We start from the raw sequence: 17657 nt of genomic DNA on the forward strand, positions 1-17657 counted from the left end.
AAAGATACTATTTTCATGAAAACAGGATTATAAGGTTATGAAAATAATAGTCTAAATTGATTAAGGATAAAATTTAACATGAGAAAAGAGCAGCATCACAAAGGATGGAATGAGATAAAAACCAACGATTCCTGGGCCCTATTCAAGATTATGGGCGAGTTTGTGAACGGATTTGAAAAAATGAGCGCTATAGGCCCATGTGTTTCCGTCTTTGGATCCGCACGTACCAAACCAGGTGACAAATACTATGAACTGGCGGTGAGTGTGGCCAAGAGTATTGCCGAAGCCGGTTATGGAATTATTACCGGAGGCGGTCCGGGAATAATGGAGGCCGGAAACAGGGGGGCACATTTGGCAGGTGGCACCTCCGTTGGCCTGAACATTGATTTACCTTTTGAACAACATGACAATCCCTATATTGACGGGGATAAAAGTTTGGATTTCGACTATTTCTTTGTCCGCAAGGTTATGTTTGTAAAATACTCACAGGGCTTTGTGGTTATGCCCGGTGGTTTTGGTACATTGGACGAACTTTTTGAAGCAATTACACTGATACAGACCAACAAAATAGAAAAATTCCCTATTATTTTGGTAGGCTCGGAGTTTTGGAATGGATTAATGGATTGGATTAAGGATTCTATGCTAAATATTGGAAATATTAGCCCAAATGATCTGGATTTAATTCAAATAGTGGATTCGGAGGAAGAAGTGGTGGATATAATAGATTCCTTTTACAAAGGAAATATATTGAGCCCTAATTTCTAAATGCAAGATTCTTGAGGAAATTGGTATACATTCGGAAACCTATTTTATTGTTGATAATCCTTTGTATCAATGGACTGTCCGTTGCCCAACATTCCAATAAACTTTCAGCCACCTTGGATGTCGAAAGTAAGACTTTCAATATTCAGCAAGAAATTGTCTATCTAAACAATTCCAAGGATACCTTACAGTTTATTTACTTTAATGATTGGGCCAATGCCTATGCCAATAAAAATACGGCCTTGGCCAAGAGATTTTCCGAAGAATTTAAGAAGGGACTACATCTTGCCAAGGAGGTTGAAAGGGGGAATACAAAAATTACTAGTACCGTTGATGATAATTACCAAGGTTTGGATTGGGAGTATGCCCCTGGCAGGGATATTATTAAGATTAATCTAAACCATCCCCTACCCCCTAACACATCTACCAAAATATTTATTACCTATAGGGTGAAATTGCCTTCGGATAAATTCACTACCTACGGCTACGATAACAGGGGAGGCTATTATTTAAAGGATTGGTACCTTACCCCTGCCGTTTATGACGGGGAATGGCATTTATATTCCAACAAGAATTTGGAAGATCTTTATACGGATATGGCCAATACATCCATAGAACTTATTATACCGCATAATTTATTTGCGGTCTCCAATTTTCATGAATTGGGCAAAAAGCAAGAAGGTGATGTGCAACATGTTTATTTTCAAGGAATTAATCAAAAAAGTGGGGAGATCATTATAAGGCCTTCCAATCAATTTGTAAAGCATGTAACCCCGGATATAACTATTTTGACCAATCTCCGGTCTCCGAAATATGACGAAATATCTTCGGGAATCTCCATCAATCGGATATCCAAATATATCTATGAAAATTTGGGCGATTTCCCACATAAACAATTGTTGGTCTCTGAATTGGATTATAATAAGGACCCCTTGTATGGCATCAACCAATTACCGAGCTTTATTCGGCCCTATGAGGAACAGTTTCAATTTGAAATGAAATTTCTCAAAACCGCCCTTAACAGCTTTATTAGGGAAACCATGTTCCTTGATCCAAGAAAGGAAAAATGGGTTACCGATGCTATTCTCAACTATTTGATGATCGGTTTTGTGGAGGAATTCTATCCTGATCAAAAACTGTTGGGCAAATTATCCAGTATTTGGGGGATACGAAATTTTCATCTGGCCAAAATGGATTTTAACGAACAGTATCCCCTGCTCCATATGTTGTCGGCCAGAAGAAACATTGATCAATCCCTTACTACTCCCAACGATTCGCTCGTAAAGTTCAATCAAAAAATAGCCAACAGATACAAGGCAGGATTGGGGTTGGCATATTTGGCCGATTATACGGGTAAGGAGCATGTAGATCGCAGTGTAAAGGAATTCTATATAAATTATAGATTAAAACCATGTACCGCCGCAGATTTTAAATTTATAGTTGTTGAAAACTCGGATAAGGATATCAATTGGTTTTTTGATGAATATGTATCCACCACCCAAAAAATCGACTTTAAAATTAAAAAAGTACAAAAAATGGAGGACTCGCTCGTGGTCATCCTAAAGAACAAGGAAGGCACCAATGTACCCATTTCCCTTTTTGGAATAAAAAATGATACCGTTGTTTCAAATTATTGGTTTACAAATATTAGCGATCAACAGGCCTTTACAATTCCCAAGAACGGGGAAGATCGTTTAGTTTTGAATTATGACCAGACCATTCCGGAATTTAATCAAAGGGATAATTGGAAATCCCTGAACGGATTCTTTTCCAGTAATAAAAAACTGAAATTTCAATTTTTCAAAGATGCCGAGGATCCGTATTACAATCAGGTTTTTTATGTCCCGGTCCTTGGATTCAACAAGTATGACGGACTTTCCCCAGGGATGAGATTACACAACAAAACGTTGTTGGAAAGGCCGTTTGTTTTTGATCTGGCCCCTTCCTATGCTCCCAATGAAAAGACTTTTGTAGGTTACGGCAAGTTTAATTTCCGTCAATACCACGGGAAAAGTGGTCTGTACGTTACCAACTATTCCCTTAGGGGCTCCACCTCACACTTTCGGGAGAATTCCCGTTACAGTACTGTGAGCCCTTCTATTGGTTTTGGCTGGAGGCCCAACAATCTTTTATTGAACCAGAGGGAAGCTTTGATAATTAGGTCCGTTAGTGTTTTTAGGGATATAGATCCAAGTTTACAGTCCTTGGGGTTGGAAACGGATCCGGATTATAATGTGTTCAACGCAAAATACTATAATACCACCAATAATATAATCAATTATCTATCCTGGTCGGTTGATGCGCAGTATTCCAATAAATTCACCAAGCTTGCGTATGAATTGGAATACCGAAAACTTTTCGAGAACAATAGGCAGTTTAATTTACGCTTTTTTGCCGGGAAGTTTCTCAGAAACGAAACGGCGGGAAGTACGGACTTTTTCAGTTTTGCCCTCGATAGGCCAACAGATTACCTGTTTGATTATGAATATTTGGGTAGATCGGAAGGCTCGGGAATCTATAGTCAACAGATTATAGTTGCCGAGGGCGGGTTTAAATCCAAATTGCAAAACCCCTTTGCCAATGATTGGATGGCAACCATAAATACCAGTGTAAATATATGGCGATGGATAGAAGTCTACGGTGATCTTGGTTTTGTGAAAAATAAAGGTTTAAAAGAACGCTTTGTCTACGATTCCGGTATTCGTTTAAACTTGTTGACAGATTATTTTGAACTTTATTTTCCGTTGTACTCCAACAATGGCTGGGAGATTTCACAACCACAATACGATCAAAAAATCAGATTTGTAATAACCTTTAGTCCAAGGACTTTAACCGGATTATTTACGAGAAAATGGTTTTAAAATATTAATATATTCTTAAATATTGCCACTATTTTTACGAAATTATCAATATTTAAAAATACTCTTCGATTTTCTTTAAAGAATTATTAATTATTATCCGCTGCTATTGGTTGCAAAAACCATATTGATTTGATATTTTTGCGAGAAACCATCAATAACGTAATGAATATAGATTCCGAAGCAAGCAACGATATTTCATTTGACGATTTTCAATTACAAATTTTGAAAGACTATGAAATTGCCGTTACTAGTAGGGAATGTAGTCTTTTGGGAAGAAGGGAAGTTCTCACCGGGAAGGCTAAATTTGGAATTTTCGGAGATGGTAAGGAGCTTCCACAATTGGCCATGGCCAGATCTTTTAGGGATGGGGATTTTAGAAGTGGATATTATAGGGATCAAACTTTTATGATGGCCTTGGGGCTGCTTACCCCAAAGGAATTTTTCCATGGGTTATATGCCACTACCGATATAACCAAAGAAACCATGAGTGCAGGAAGACAAATGGGAGGTCACTTCACCACCTATAGTCTAAATGAGGACGGCAGCTGGAGGGACCTCACCAAACAAAAGAACAGTAGTGCCGATATTTCTTGTACTGCAGGGCAAATGCCAAGATTGCTAGGCCTGGCCCAGGCATCCAAAATATATAGGAACGTTAAGGTTAGGCACAGTTCTAAATTTTCAGATAATGGAAATGAAGTGGCTTGGGGAACTATTGGGAATGCCAGTACCAGTGAAGGTGTTTTTTTCGAAACCATAAATGCGGCCGGGGTATTACAAGTGCCAATGGTAATCAGTATTTGGGATGACAATTACGGTATTTCCGTCCATGCCAAACACCAGACCACCAAGGAGGATATATCAAAGATTTTAGTCGGTTTCCAACGGGACAAGGACAATGCGGGTTACGAGATCTTAAAAGTTAAGGGTTGGGATTATACGGCCCTGATCCATGCCTATGAAAACGCCTCGGATATAGCGAGGGACGAACACGTTCCGGTAATTATCCATATAACCGAACTAACACAACCACAGGGACATTCTACCTCGGGTTCACATGAGCGTTATAAGAGTGAGGAACGTTTACAATGGGAAAGGGACAATGATTGCAACAAGCGATATAGGGAATGGATATTGGAAAATGGTATTTCCACTGAAGAAGATTTAAAAACCCTAGAAAAGAATATCAAGAGACAGGTTAGAAGCGCTCGTAAAGAAGCTTGGGAAGAGTTTTTGGCCCCCCATAAGGAACAGAAAAAAATATTGGTGAACTTATTGGAGAATGCAGCCAACTCCAGTGAAAACAAAATTTTTATCACCAAACTAAAGAACGATTTAATAGCTATTGAAGAGCCCATAAAAAAGGATATGGCTTCCAAGGCTAGAAAGGCAATGCGATATTTATTGGGTGAAAACAGTAAGGAAAAAGACCTTTTGGCCGCTTGGACCAGGATTTTTTTAGAGGAATCCCAAACCAAGTTCAGTTCCTATTTGTATAACGAACAAAGCAACAACGCCTTGAGTGTTCCTGAGGTACCCCCTACGTATGATGCGGACCCGGAGGAAGTGGATGGGAGAATAATTCTTAGGGACAATTTTGATTCTCTTTTTGAAAGATACTCCCAAGCATTGATATTTGGGGAAGATAGTGGAACCATAGGGGATGTTAATCAAGGATTGGAAGGATTACAAAAGAAATATGGAGAACTTCGGGTCGCCGATGTTGGCATTAGGGAGGCTAGTATAATTGGGCAAGGTATAGGGATGGCAATGAGAGGTTTACGCCCAATTGCCGAAATTCAATATTTGGATTACATTTTCTATGCACTTTTTACCTTGACCGATGATTTGGCCACTCTACTCTATAGGACGGTTGGTAAGCAAAGGGCACCATTAATAGTTAGGACCCGTGGACACCGATTGGAAGGGATATGGCATTCTGGTTCGCAAATGGGTGGTTTAATACACTTATTGCGGGGCATGTATATTTTAGTGCCGAGAAATATGACCAAGGCGGCAGGTTTTTATAACACACTTATGAAGGGAAATGAGCCGGCCTTGTTGATCGAGAGTTTAAACGGTTATCGATTGAAGGAGCCCAAACCCAATAACCTTGGGGATTTATGTACACCTATCGGAATTGTTGAAGTAGTTAGAACCGGAACGGATATTACTTTACTTTCCTATGGATCTACCCTAAGAATAGTGCTGCAAGCAGCTGAAGAACTTAAAGATGTGGGGATAGATGCCGAAGTTGTGGATGCACAAAGTTTATTGCCGTTCGATTTGCGACAAGACGTACTTAAGAGTGTTAAAAAAACCAGCAGGTTGTTGGTTATAGACGAAGATGTGCCTGGAGGTTGCTCAGCCTATTTAACTCATGAAATTATTGAGAAACAGGGAGCGTATAAGTATTTGGACAGTGCCCCCCAAACCCTTACGGCAAAGCCCCATAGGCCCGCCTACGCCACGGATGGCGACTATTTCTCCAAGCCTAACGCCGAGGATATCTTTGAAAAGGTTTATGACATAATGCACGAATCAAATCCTATGGATTTCCCCGAGTTGCGATAACCGTGGAATCCATATCGATATTTCTAAAAAAATTGATCAGCTATAATTCCTTTTGTTTTTAAAAAACAAATAATTACTTTTAGGCGCAATAACTATTAATTTATTCTAAAAGCTATTCCCCCAATGAGAGACCTAGGCCTACTATTTCTTCGTATTGCTTCCGCTATTTTAATGCTAACCCACGGACTACCTAAATTTCAAAAACTAATTGGTGGTAATTTTGAATTTGGAGATCCCATTGGAATTGGTGCCGCCCCTTCCCTATTTCTTGCGGTTATAGGAGAGTTTGTCTGTCCTATTTTAATTATTGTCGGTTTTAAAACACGTTGGGCAACAGTACCTACAATTATCACCATGTTGGTGGCTGTCTTGATAGTACATAGTGCGGACCCCTATAATGTTAAGGAAAAGGCCATTTTATTTTTGATTGCCTTTATTTCAATACTTTTATTGGGGCCTGGAAAATATAGCCTGGACAAGAAGTAAATCTAATCGATAGATCTATTGTCCAAGACCTTCTGGTTCCCGTAATTTTTATTTCCAAGATTTTTTCCTAACATTTCATGAAGGTAGTTTTAGGGAGATTCAAACATTAAAGGTTTTAGAATACTTTGATCAACAACTCTTTTAGTAAGTCGGCCTGCGAAATGTTGGACCCCACTCCTTTTCCCTTGACATCCAATTCCCTTAGGCCGGAAATAATCTCACTGACACGCCTCATGGGATAATTTCTTGCGGCCGTCTGAATTTCCGAAACAAAAAACGGCCGTATACCCAAGGCAGTGGAGACATTTTTTGGTGAGTGGTCCTTTAAGCCGTGATAAGAAAGTAGCTGTATAAAAAACGAATATAAAAGCGTTATTGTTAGCACAAAGGGATTGTCCTTTGGATTTTGGGCAAAATAATTGACAATTCTCGTGGCCTTTTCAACGTCCCTTTCCCCAATGGCTTTTTTTAGTTCAAAATTGTTGTAATCCTTACTTATTCCAATATTTGATTCTATGGCTTCGGGGTTAATTTCAACTCCTTTTGGTACCACCAAACACAATTTTTCAAGCTCCTTATCTATCTTGCCTAAATCGGTGCCAAGAAACTCGACCAATAAATTGGCCGCCTTGAAAGTAATACCATAACCTCTTGAATGTAGGGACTTTTTAATCCAATCCCCGACCTGATTTTCATATAATTTTTTACCTTCAAATATTACCCCCGATTTCTTTATGGATTTATACAATTTCTTGCGTTTATCCAGCTTGTTGTATTTGTAACATAATACAAGTACTGTGGAGGGTTGGGGTTGGTCGGCATAGGGAACAAGGTTTTCTATGGTACGGGATAAATGTTGTGCCTCTTTCACAATGACCACTTGGCGTTCGGACATCATGGGATATCTCTTGGCGTTGCCCACTATATCCTCTATCGTAATTTCCTTACCGTATAGCACCACCTGATTAAAACCACGTTCTTCCTCTGTCAGGACATTTTTTTCAATATACTCCGATATCTTATCTATATAATATGGTTCTTCGCCCGTTAGAAAATATATGGGTGCTATATTTCCTTTTTTTATATTGCCTACAATTTGTTTTACCTCGTCCATCTAAAAAAAATCATCAACTTTGCACAATGCAACCATTAAACTATCCGTCCTATCCCTTTCGATTCAAAAATAGGGAAAATAAAATCTATATTTTTGATGTCATACGTAAAAAATTTGTGGTGCTCCAACCCGAAGAATGGGTAAGGCAGCATGTAGTGCACAATCTAATTTCCGACAAAAATTACCCCAAGGCCCATATCAACGTTGAAAAGCAATTGCTTATTAATAATTTAAAAAAAAGATACGATGTAGTGGTCTTCAATCCGGACGGGAGTATCGAAATTCTGGTAGAATGTAAATCGCCCGACACTAAAATTGACCAAGTGGTCTTTGACCAAATTGCCCGTTATAACCTTTTGCTCAAAGCCAAATATCTAATGGTCACCAATGGTCTGGATCATTTTTTTTGTAGCATGGATTTCGATAGGGAACAATATAGTTTCCTTACGGATATTCCCGATTATAGACCTAGGTAAGGGACAAGTAACTATCCCACTATAGTTTATGGGCTTCGACCATGGGTTATCAAAATATCCATAGTCATTTATAAAATATTTCTTTACATTGCCATCTTAATCAGAACTTATTAATTTGAATAGATGCCTATTCTTTGGGCATGGTGGAATATGTTGAAAATAGCAGTAGTTATACTTAATTGGAACGGAGAGGCACTTTTGGAAAAGTTTCTTCCTTCCGTAACGGAATTCTCCAAGGAGGCCGATATTTATGTCGCTGACAATGCATCCACAGATGGCTCCATAGCCTTTTTAAAAAATAGATATCCACAGGTAGGTATCATTAGAAATTCGGGCAATGGCGGCTATGCCAAGGGGTATAATGATGCTTTGCCCAATATTGATGCCGATATATATTGCCTTTTGAACTCTGATGTGGAAGTAACCAAGGATTGGCTTATCCCAATAATTGGGGAATTTGAGAACAATCCGATGGCGGCTATTGTGCAACCAAAAATATTGGATTTTAAAAAAAAGGGACATTTTGAGTACGCGGGAGCCGCGGGCGGTTTTATTGATAAGTTTGGTTATCCCTTTTGCCGCGGACGCATCTTTAATGAATTGGAAGCGGACAATGGCCAATATAATGATGTAAAGGAAATATTTTGGGCCACTGGAGCGTGTTTGTTTCTTAAGAAAGAGGTATTCAACGAGCTAAATGGATTTGACGAGGATTATTTTGCCCATCAGGAAGAAGTAGACCTATGTTGGAGGGCTAAAAATAAGGGATATAAGGTTTTTTATGTGGGAGGTTCGGAGGTATATCATTTAGGTGGTTCAACCTTGGGTAGTATGGATCCTAAAAAGACTTTTTTAAACTTCAGAAATTCCCTCTATTCCCTTGTTAAGAACCTACCTTTGCGAAAGGTATTCCCAATAGTACTCACAAGAATGATTTTGGATGGTCTGGCCGGCCTCAATTTTATCCTTCAGGGTAGATTTAAGCATTTTTGGGCTATTTTAATGGCCCATTTTAGTTTTTACAAAAATTTTTGGGCCATTTACAAGAAGCGTGAAAAGTCCTATTTTACAGCTAATTACTATGTTGTAAAATCTATTGTTTGGGCTTATTATATAAATCATGTAAAAATATTTAACAATTTAGTAAAAGATTAACTAAATTGGTCTCGCATAATATTGCGTTTTATATAATTTTGCCAACATTAAAACGAACCTATTAAATTATAAATTATTAATTCTATTATCATAACTATGAGAAAAATCATTTTAGGCTGTTTAGGTATTACCCTTTTATTGTCTTCATGTGTATCGCAGAAGAAATATGCGGATATGGAGGCCAAGGCGAAAGAAGCACAGGATTTATTAAATTCCGCGACAGTTAAATTAAACACCTGTTTAGAAGATAAGGCTGCTGCAACTTCAAAAATGCAGACTTTGGAAGATCAGAATGCCTTCCTTAAAGCCAATAACCAAGATTTGATAAACAATATGGGCAACCTTACTACGCTTACTAGTAAAGGTGCCGATAACTTGGAGAAATCCTTGGAAAGTTTAAAGGAAAAGGATCTGACTATAAGAAAGCTCAACGATGCCATTACAAGAAGGGATTCCGTTAACTTGGCTTTGGTACAAAGTTTAAAAGGTGTTCTTGGAAACTTGGATGATGAGGACATTGAAATCAGTGTAGAAAAAGGAGTGGTATTTGTTTCTATTTCTGACAAACTTTTATTTAGAAGCGGTAGCTTTAACGTAACCCAGAGAGCTAAGGAAATTTTAGGTAAAGTTGCCCAAGTGGTTAACAATAAACCAGATTTCGAATTTATGGTGGAAGGTCATACCGATACCGATCCATACAACAGTGGAGTTTTATATGACAACTGGGATTTGAGTGTAAAGCGCGCAACTTCAGTAGTACGTATTTTGCAAAAAGATTACGGTGTTGATCCTAAGCGTATGACTGCTGCAGGAAGAGGAGAATATATTCCTGTTTCCCCAACAGACAAGGCTAAGAATAGAAGAACACGTATTGTTGTACTTCCAAAAATTGATCAATTCTATAGCATGATCGAAGAGGGAATGAAAGATCCTAAGATCAACTAAGAGCAATAGTTTGAATAACTTAAAAAGCGACCTTATGGGTCGCTTTTTTTTTGTTCTTTACGGTGTGGAAAACCTTCTTTGTTACTAAAATATATCCAAACTGCCTTTGCCTTCCCTTACAATAATGGGCTCATCTTCCGAAAGATCGATCACCGTAGAGGCAACATTGTCCCCGTATCCGCCATCTATTACCACATCTACAAGGTTCTCCCATTTTTCAAAAATAAGTTCCGGATCGGTAGTGTATTCCAACAGCTCATCTTCATCGTGAATGGAGGTTGAAACTATAGGATTTCCCAAGGTTTCGACCAAAGTCCTGGCAATGGAATTGTCGGGTATACGAATACCCACCGTTTTTTTCTTTTTAAATTCTTTGGGCAGGTTGTTATTGCCCGGAAGAATAAAAGTATAAGGTCCGGGTAGGGCCCGCTTGAGAATTTTAAAAGTAGAGGTATTTATTTGTCTTACGTAATCCGAAAGATTACTGAGATCCGCGCATATAAAGGACCAATTGGCCTTGGCCAATTTTACTCCTTTGATCCGTGCTATTTTTTCCAAGGCCTTGGTGTTGGTAATATCACATCCCAAGCCATACACGGTATCGGTTGGATAAATAATCAGTCCCCCTTTTCTAAGTACCTCCACTACCCTCTTTATCTCCTTGGGATTTGGGTTTTCTGGATATATTTTTATTAATTCTGCCATATTATTGGTTAAAAAAAGACGTTATCAATTTAATAAATAATATTATTATGTATAGGTTCGTCTTCATCATACTATTAAATTACCTTTTTTTGGTCACTAGCTCATGTTCAAAAGATTCTGTAGCCCCGGATCTTTCCTCCTTGGAGGCCAAAAGTATGATCAATTTGGAATACGGTTCCAATTTGCATCAAAAGTATGATATTTATCTTCCACAAAACAGGACCAAGGATACTAAAGTACTTATTTTGGTACATGGGGGAGGATGGGCAGCAGGGGATAAATCGGAAATGGATCCCTTTAAGGATCTTATCAGAAATCAATTACCGGAGATTGCTGTGGTAAACATGAATTATAGGTTGGCAGATGTCAACAATCCCCCATACCCCATGCAAATAGATGATATAAATTTGGTGGTAAGCCAGTTACGTAACAGGGCCCAAGAGTTTCAGATATCTTCGGAAATAGGGTTTATTGGTGCTAGTGCCGGCGCCCACCTTTCCTTATTATGGAGCTATTCCCAGGACTTCAAAAAACAGGTTAGGATGGTCTGTAGTATTGTTGGTCCTACCAATCTGTTGGACGAGGCATATCTAAATACTCCAAATCAGGACTTAAGGACAATCTTGGATCAATTTGGGAACAATCCCGAAGTTTTGGAAAAAGTAAGTCCCTTGTATCAGGTTACCTCCACTTCTCCAGCAACCATATTGTTTTATGGAGCTCAGGACCCATTGATCCCCAACTCCCAGGGGATTGCACTAAGGGACCGATTGAAGGTTTTAAAGGTGGAACACGAATTTACCCTTTATCCAACTGGAGGCCATGGTTGGGAAGGACTTGATCTTGTGGACACTTCAATTAAATTAAAGGCATTTATACGAGCACATTTATGAGCTATCATTACAAAGAAAAAAATTAGGAACCGATTACTTCCAACTTGGCAAACCTTAGCAATAGCTTTTTAATATCTCCCTTATCAAATTTAATTTCGGCTTTCCTGTCATTTCCCACCCCCTCAATTTTTAGTACTTTTCCCCTACCAAATCTGGTATGGTTTACTAGGGAGCCTTCTGATAGATTGGGGTCTACCGCATTGGTGTTTCCTACTGGAGTTCCAAGTTCGGGCTTTAGTTTCCGAAGTTTGCGCAACTGATTTTCATTGGGCTTCACACCTCTGGGCGGTGTTCCCTGTAAAGGCTTGTTCTGCCTTAATTTGCTTTTATCAACATCGCCAAAAATATCAACATCTATTAAAGGGGTGTATCTGGATCTCACTACTGGGGTGAGGTTTTCTATATATTTTTCATCTATCTCCTCAATAAATCTACTAGGTTCCGCGTCTACCAATTTGCCCCAGCGATATCTATTCTGGGTATAGGTTAAATAGGCCTGCTTTTCTGCCCTTGTCAGTGCTACATAAAACAAGCGTCTTTCCTCTTCCAGTTCACTTCTGGTATTCATACTCATTGCCGATGGGAAAAGATCTTCCTCCATCCCTACAATATAAACATGTGGGAATTCCAGTCCCTTTGCCAAGTGAATGGTCATTAGAGCCACTCGGTCATCATCTCCGGTATCCTTATCGAGATCTGTGGCCAGCGCCACATCCTCTAAAAACTCGCCTATATCCCCTTTAGCATCTGCCAATTCCTTTTGCCCTTCAACAAAGTCCTTAATACCGTTCAACAATTCCTCTATGTTCTCCATCTTGCCTATGCCTTCGGGAGTACCGTCCTTTTTAAATTCCAATAATACACCGGATTTTTTGGCGACATGTTCCGCAAGGGTAAAGGCATCTGCACTCTCGTTCATGATCTGGAAGCTCTTTATCATGGCGACAAAGTCTACCAATTTTCTTTTGGTACCGGCATTTATCTTTAAATCTATTCTTTCAAGATTGTCCATAACCTCAAAAATTGAGCGATTGTAGTGATTTGCGGCAACGGTAAGTTTATCCAAGGTACTTTGTCCAATGCCACGGGCCGGAAAATTGATAACACGTTTAAGTGCTTCTTCGTCCTTGGGATTGATCACCAATCTTAAATAGGAAAGCACGTCTTTGATCTCCTTTCGTTGATAAAAGGAAAGTCCGCCATAAATCCTATATGGTATATCCCTTTTTCTAAGGGCATCCTCAATGGCTCTTGATTGTGAGTTGGTTCTGTATAAAACGGCAAAATTACCATTGGGCAATTGACTTTGCATTTTATTTTCAAAAATGGAGCCAGCCACAAATCTTCCTTCCTCTGCATCCGTGGGGCTGCGGTGAACCTTTATCAATGGACCTTCATCATTGGAAGTCCATACGACTTTCTCCAATTGATTGGTGTTTTTGGAAATAATGGAGTTGGCGGCGTTCACGATATTTTTAGTGGACCTATAGTTTTGTTCCAAACGGTACATGCCCACATTGTCATAATCCTTTTGAAAATTTAGAATATTGCTAATGTTTGCACCCCTAAAGGAATATATACTCTGTGCATCATCCCCTACTACACAAATATTCTGAAACCTATCGGACAGGGCCTTGACGATCAAATATTGTGAATGGTTGGTATCCTGGTACTCGTCTACCAGAATATATCTAAACCTATCCTGATACTTGGCCAAAACTTCTGGAAATCTTGTCAACAACTCGTTGGTCCGCAACAGAAGATCATCAAAATCCATGGCACCAGCCTTAAAGCACCGATCCACATAATTCTGATATATCTCTCCCATTCTGGGACGCTTGGCCATGGCATCGGCCTCTACCAAATCCGGATTGTTATAATATGCCTTTACCGTTATGAGGCTGTTCTTATAGGAAGATATCCTATTTTGTACCTGCTTATATTTATAAATATCCTTATCCAAGCCCATTTCCTTTATGATAGCGGAAAGGAGACGCTGCGAATCTTGGGTATCATATATGGTGAAATTGGAAGGATACCCCAATTTATCCCCATCGAAGCGCAAGAGCTTCGCGAAAACGGAATGAAAAGTACCCATCCATAAGTTTTTGGCCTCCGAGGTACCAACAATATCGGCAATACGCTTCTTCATTTCCCGAGCGGCTTTATTGGTAAAGGTCAAAGCCAAAATATTAAAGGAATCCACTCCCTGGCTCATCAAATAAGCAATGCGGTAGGTCAATACCCTTGTCTTACCGGAACCGGCCCCTGCAATCACCATTAAGGGCCCGTCCTTATGCAGTACAGGAGCCTTTTGGGCTTCATTTAATTCATTAATATAGTTCTCCAAAACGTATGTAGATATTAAGCTCGTTACAATCGGTGAATTTAACCATAAATAGCCTTATCAAAAAATCAACTTTAATATTTGTGATAATCCAATTGAGTTAATAGTTCTAATTTCAATATATTTAGCCTATAATTCCAATTTTACGAAAAACAGTATTTTTTATGATGTTGCCAGTAGTAAAACTATTAAAAATTTAATTCAGTATTTAATACATTATGGCCTTAGGCATCCAAAATTTTAAATCCCATTTAATTGTATGAAGTTATATTTTATTGTCCCGATGCTTTTTTGTTGTTTAAATTCCTTGGCGCAGAAATACAATTTCGAAAAGGAATATAAGAGTATTGAACCAAAGGTAATTGATTGGAGACGGGATTTTCACCAAAATCCGGAATTGTCCAACAGGGAGTTCAATACTGCTGAGAAAATAGCATCCCATTTGAAATCCTTAGGGATAGAGGTACAAACAGGTATTGCCAAAACTGGGGTTGTAGGAATATTAAAAGGTAAAAAAAATGGAAAAGTTATAGCTTTGAGGGCCGATATTGATGCCTTACCGGTTACAGAAAGAAACGACCTTCCGTTTAAATCTACGGTGACGTCGGAATTTCTTGGGCAAGAGGTCGGAGTTATGCACGCCTGTGGACATGACACCCACACTGCCATTCTCATGGGGGTTGCGGAAATACTGTCCAACAACAGGGACAAAATTAAAGGCACCATTAAATTTATTTTTCAACCTGCCGAAGAGGGTCCTCCTCCCGGAGAGGAAGGCGGGGCGCTGTTAATGGTGAAGGAAGGGGTTCTTAAAAATCCGGATGTGGATGCTATTTTTGGACTGCATATCAACTCCGCTACCCCAGTTGGGGTTATAAGATACAAATCTGAAGGCCTAATGGCGGCCGTACAACGATTCGTTATTCAGGTAGAGGGAAAACAGACCCATGGCTCACAACCTTGGAAGGGTGTAGATCCCATTCTTATCAGTGCTAAGATTATAGACGGTCTACAAACCATTATAAGTAGGGAAGTAAACCTTACCAATGAAGCTGCAGTAATTAGTGTGGGCAAAATTACAAGTGGTGTCCGTTTCAATATAATCCCTGAAAGTGCCGAAATGATCGGCACCATTAGGACCTTGGACTATGACATGCAAAAACAGATTACCCAGAGGATGAAAGAAATGGTACCCGATATTGCCAAGGCGTATGGGGGTTCGGCCAGCATTGAGATAAAAAGTAATACGGACATCACTTTTAACAATCCGGAGCTTGTAGATAAAATGTTGCCTACCCTAAAAAGGGTTGCGGGCCAGGATAATGTGCAAATACAAAAAGCCGTTACCGGTGGTGAGGATTTCTCTTATTTTCAAAATGAGGTCCCTGGATTCTTTTTCTTCTTGGGTGGTATGACTCCAGGAAATACAGCGTCCTTTCCACATCATACCCCCGACTTCAGCATAGATGAAAATGGAATGATCCTTGGAGTAAAGGCACTAACGGAAATGAGTCTGGACTTCCTGAACCAATAAGATTTGTATGGAACCAATAAGTATACCCAATTAATTATAGTGGCACTTGTAGTGGGCACGAAAAGTTTATTTGTCATTACAATGACCCTGAAATAATTCAAAAAAATCATTAAGAAAATTTATTTAAAATATGGATTCAATGTTGGATACCTTTGCTAACCTACCTTGGTGGGCATGGGTAATCGTGTTTTTACTTTTAGTGGCGATCAGGGATATCTTTGTGCAGAAAGGGCACACTATTTCGCATAATTTCCCTATTGTAGGACATTTAAGGTATTGGTTGGAGAGTATTGGACCCGAAATGAGACAATATTTCGTTGCCAATAACAGGGAAGAACTTCCTTTTAATCGTATAGAAAGAGGATGGATATATGCCTCGGCGAAGAAGGAAAATAATTACGAAGGCTTTGGTACGGACCGTGACATTTATGCTCATCAACATATTTTTGTTAAGAACCAAATGATGGCCTATAAGCTACCGGGGAACCATCCTAATATTACCGATCCCTGCTTTTTGCCCTGTGCCAAAATCATTGGAGCTTACAATAAGCGTAAAAAACCATATAGACCGGCTTCTGTAATAAATGTCTCTGCCATGAGTTTTGGATCCTTATCCGCCGCAGCGGTCAATGCTATGAACATTGGTGTACGAAAGGCGGGGGCCTATCAGAATACCGGGGAAGGAGGACTCTCTCCATATCATAAACATGGTGGGGATGTTATATTCCATTTTGGAACCGGTTATTTTGGGGTACGAAGTGAAGATGGAAATTTCTCCATGGATAAAATGAAGCAATTGGTTTTGGATAACCCCTGCATCAAGGCTATTGAAATTAAAATCTCCCAGGGAGCAAAACCAGGTAAGGGCGGTGTACTGCCGGCTGCTAAAATCACCCATGAAATAAGTGAAATTAGAGGCGTTGTCATGGGCAAGGATGTATTGTCACCAGCTACCCATTCCGCTTTTAATTCCGTATCGGAACTAATGCAGTTAATAGAAGATATTGCGGAACAAACAGGCCTTCCTGTTGGTATAAAGGGTGCCATTGGCAAATTGGATCAATGGGAGGAACTGGCCAAGCTTATGAGCCAAACAGGAAAAGGCCCGGATTTTATCACTGTTGATGGTGGTGAAGGTGGTACGGGCGCTGCCCCGCCAAGCTTTGCGGACCATGTATCCCTACCATGGGTATACGGATTTGCCAGTCTGTATAAACTATTTAAAAAATACGATCTTACCGAAAGAATAGTGTTCATTGGTAGTGGGAAATTGGGTTTCCCTGCAAAAGCAGCAATGGCATTTGCCATGGGTGTAGATTGCATAAATGTAGCTAGGGAAGCCATGATGAGTATTGGTTGTATTCAGGCGCAAATTTGTCATACGAATCGATGTCCAACAGGGATAGCTACCCAAAGTAAATGGTTGCAGGGCGGAATAAATGTGCCGTTGAAATCGGACAGATTATCCCAATACTTTAAAACCTTTAGAAAGGAATTTCTGGAAATAACCCATGCCTCCGGCTATGAACACCCCTGTCAGTATACCATGGATGATATTCAGATAAATGTGGATGACAATGAGCTTAACAGGTCTTTCTCCTCAACTTATGGATATAATAAAGTTGTAGTGCCTTTTTCTGGTCTACAAGATCTTTATAATTGTCCTTATTTAGGAGGTAAAGAGTATATGCAAAAATAAGATTGGCCCTTATTTAAATATAATCTTAATTTTGCAAGTAAAATCAAATTGTATATCCTTGAAGGAAATCAACTAATAGGAATTACCCAAACATTCAAATAATTAA

The 17657-nt window shown here is 39.3% G+C and carries 13 protein-coding genes; 10 read left to right on the forward strand and 3 right to left on the reverse strand.

From position 1 onward, the window contains the following. The first annotated feature begins 78 nt into the window (after positions 1 to 78). The 4 genes from C7972_RS15545 to C7972_RS15560 all read left to right on the forward strand — a co-directional run bounded on the left by C7972_RS15545 (position 79) and on the right by C7972_RS15560 (position 6683). Entirely contained in the window at positions 79 to 765 is a 687-nt protein-coding gene (locus tag C7972_RS15545; RefSeq protein WP_110357103.1) for a TIGR00730 family Rossman fold protein, read from the forward strand. Positions 766 to 776: 11 nt separating this feature from the next. After that, a complete protein-coding gene (locus C7972_RS15550; RefSeq protein WP_258364879.1) occupies positions 777 to 3623 on the forward strand; it encodes a metalloprotease in 2847 nt (948 codons plus the stop codon). Between the two features lie 162 nt (positions 3624 to 3785). Beyond that, positions 3786 to 6197: a thiamine pyrophosphate-dependent enzyme gene (locus tag C7972_RS15555; protein ID WP_110357104.1), complete on the forward strand. Its 2412-nt coding sequence runs from the start codon at positions 3786 to 3788 to the stop codon at positions 6195 to 6197. A 123-nt stretch (positions 6198 to 6320) separates the two neighbouring features. Beyond that, a complete protein-coding gene (locus C7972_RS15560; RefSeq protein ID WP_110357105.1) occupies positions 6321 to 6683 on the forward strand; it encodes a DoxX family protein in 363 nt (120 codons plus the stop codon). 115 nt (positions 6684 to 6798) lie between these two features. Here C7972_RS15560 and holA read toward each other — a convergent pair whose 3' ends face one another. Then, entirely contained in the window at positions 6799 to 7797 is a 999-nt protein-coding gene (gene holA, locus C7972_RS15565; protein WP_110357106.1) for a DNA polymerase III subunit delta, read from the reverse strand. Between the two features lie 26 nt (positions 7798 to 7823). Here holA and C7972_RS15570 point away from each other — a divergent pair, with 26 nt between their 5' ends. The 3 genes from C7972_RS15570 (at position 7824) to C7972_RS15580 (ending at position 10373) form a co-directional block, all read left to right on the forward strand. Further along, positions 7824 to 8273: a type I restriction enzyme HsdR N-terminal domain-containing protein gene (locus C7972_RS15570; protein WP_110357107.1), complete on the forward strand. Its 450-nt coding sequence runs from the start codon at positions 7824 to 7826 to the stop codon at positions 8271 to 8273. Positions 8274 to 8396: 123 nt separating this feature from the next. After that, positions 8397 to 9428, forward strand: coding sequence for a glycosyltransferase family 2 protein (locus C7972_RS15575; protein ID WP_375334789.1), 1032 nt, complete (start codon positions 8397 to 8399; stop codon positions 9426 to 9428). Between the two features lie 96 nt (positions 9429 to 9524). Continuing rightward, positions 9525 to 10373 (forward strand): OmpA family protein, encoded by an 849-nt coding sequence (locus C7972_RS15580; RefSeq protein ID WP_031443860.1) that lies wholly within the window; start codon positions 9525 to 9527, stop codon positions 10371 to 10373. Positions 10374 to 10457: 84 nt separating this feature from the next. Here the strand turns inward: C7972_RS15580 and C7972_RS15585 are convergent, their stop codons facing one another. Next, positions 10458 to 11078 carry an L-threonylcarbamoyladenylate synthase gene (locus C7972_RS15585; protein WP_110357108.1) on the reverse strand — a complete coding sequence of 207 codons (621 nt, stop codon included), beginning with the start codon at positions 11076 to 11078 and terminating at the stop codon, positions 10458 to 10460. A 47-nt stretch (positions 11079 to 11125) separates the two neighbouring features. Between C7972_RS15585 and C7972_RS15590 the strand changes: the two genes are divergently transcribed. Next, complete coding sequence (locus C7972_RS15590; RefSeq protein WP_110357109.1) at positions 11126 to 11971, forward strand: alpha/beta hydrolase; 846 nt, start codon at positions 11126 to 11128, stop codon at positions 11969 to 11971. A 22-nt stretch (positions 11972 to 11993) separates the two neighbouring features. Here C7972_RS15590 and C7972_RS15595 read toward each other — a convergent pair whose 3' ends face one another. Further along, complete coding sequence (locus C7972_RS15595; protein WP_110357110.1) at positions 11994 to 14321, reverse strand: ATP-dependent helicase; 2328 nt, start codon at positions 14319 to 14321, stop codon at positions 11994 to 11996. A gap of 280 nt (positions 14322 to 14601) precedes the next feature. Here C7972_RS15595 and C7972_RS15600 point away from each other — a divergent pair, with 280 nt between their 5' ends. Then, on the forward strand, positions 14602 to 15852 hold the full coding sequence (locus tag C7972_RS15600) for an amidohydrolase (RefSeq protein WP_258364881.1): 1251 nt from the start codon (positions 14602 to 14604) through the stop codon (positions 15850 to 15852). A gap of 130 nt (positions 15853 to 15982) precedes the next feature. Further along, positions 15983 to 17551: an FMN-binding glutamate synthase family protein gene (locus tag C7972_RS15605; protein WP_110357112.1), complete on the forward strand. Its 1569-nt coding sequence runs from the start codon at positions 15983 to 15985 to the stop codon at positions 17549 to 17551. The last annotated feature ends 106 nt before the right edge of the window (positions 17552 to 17657 follow it).

The organism is Arenibacter sp. ARW7G5Y1 (assembly GCF_003201775.1).
GTDB lineage: Bacteria > Bacteroidota > Bacteroidia > Flavobacteriales > Flavobacteriaceae > Arenibacter.

What these genes read in the sequence shown, in the direction of transcription:
- C7972_RS15575 (WP_375334789.1), top strand. Translation starts at nt 8,397, where the DNA reads ATGCCTATTCTTTGGGCATGGTGGAATATGTTGAAAATAGCAGTAGTT.
- C7972_RS15570 (WP_110357107.1), top strand. Translation starts at nt 7,824, where the DNA reads ATGCAACCATTAAACTATCCGTCCTATCCCTTTCGATTCAAAAATAGG.
- C7972_RS15590 (WP_110357109.1), top strand. Translation starts at nt 11,126, where the DNA reads ATGTATAGGTTCGTCTTCATCATACTATTAAATTACCTTTTTTTGGTC.
- C7972_RS15600 (WP_258364881.1), top strand. Translation starts at nt 14,602, where the DNA reads ATGCTTTTTTGTTGTTTAAATTCCTTGGCGCAGAAATACAATTTCGAA.
- C7972_RS15605 (WP_110357112.1), top strand. Translation starts at nt 15,983, where the DNA reads ATGGATTCAATGTTGGATACCTTTGCTAACCTACCTTGGTGGGCATGG.
- C7972_RS15555 (WP_110357104.1), top strand. Translation starts at nt 3,786, where the DNA reads ATGAATATAGATTCCGAAGCAAGCAACGATATTTCATTTGACGATTTT.
- C7972_RS15580 (WP_031443860.1), top strand. Translation starts at nt 9,525, where the DNA reads ATGAGAAAAATCATTTTAGGCTGTTTAGGTATTACCCTTTTATTGTCT.
- C7972_RS15585 (WP_110357108.1), bottom strand. Translation starts at nt 11,078, where the DNA reads ATGGCAGAATTAATAAAAATATATCCAGAAAACCCAAATCCCAAGGAG.
- holA (WP_110357106.1), bottom strand. Translation starts at nt 7,797, where the DNA reads ATGGACGAGGTAAAACAAATTGTAGGCAATATAAAAAAAGGAAATATA.
- C7972_RS15545 (WP_110357103.1), top strand. Translation starts at nt 79, where the DNA reads ATGAGAAAAGAGCAGCATCACAAAGGATGGAATGAGATAAAAACCAAC.
- C7972_RS15560 (WP_110357105.1), top strand. Translation starts at nt 6,321, where the DNA reads ATGAGAGACCTAGGCCTACTATTTCTTCGTATTGCTTCCGCTATTTTA.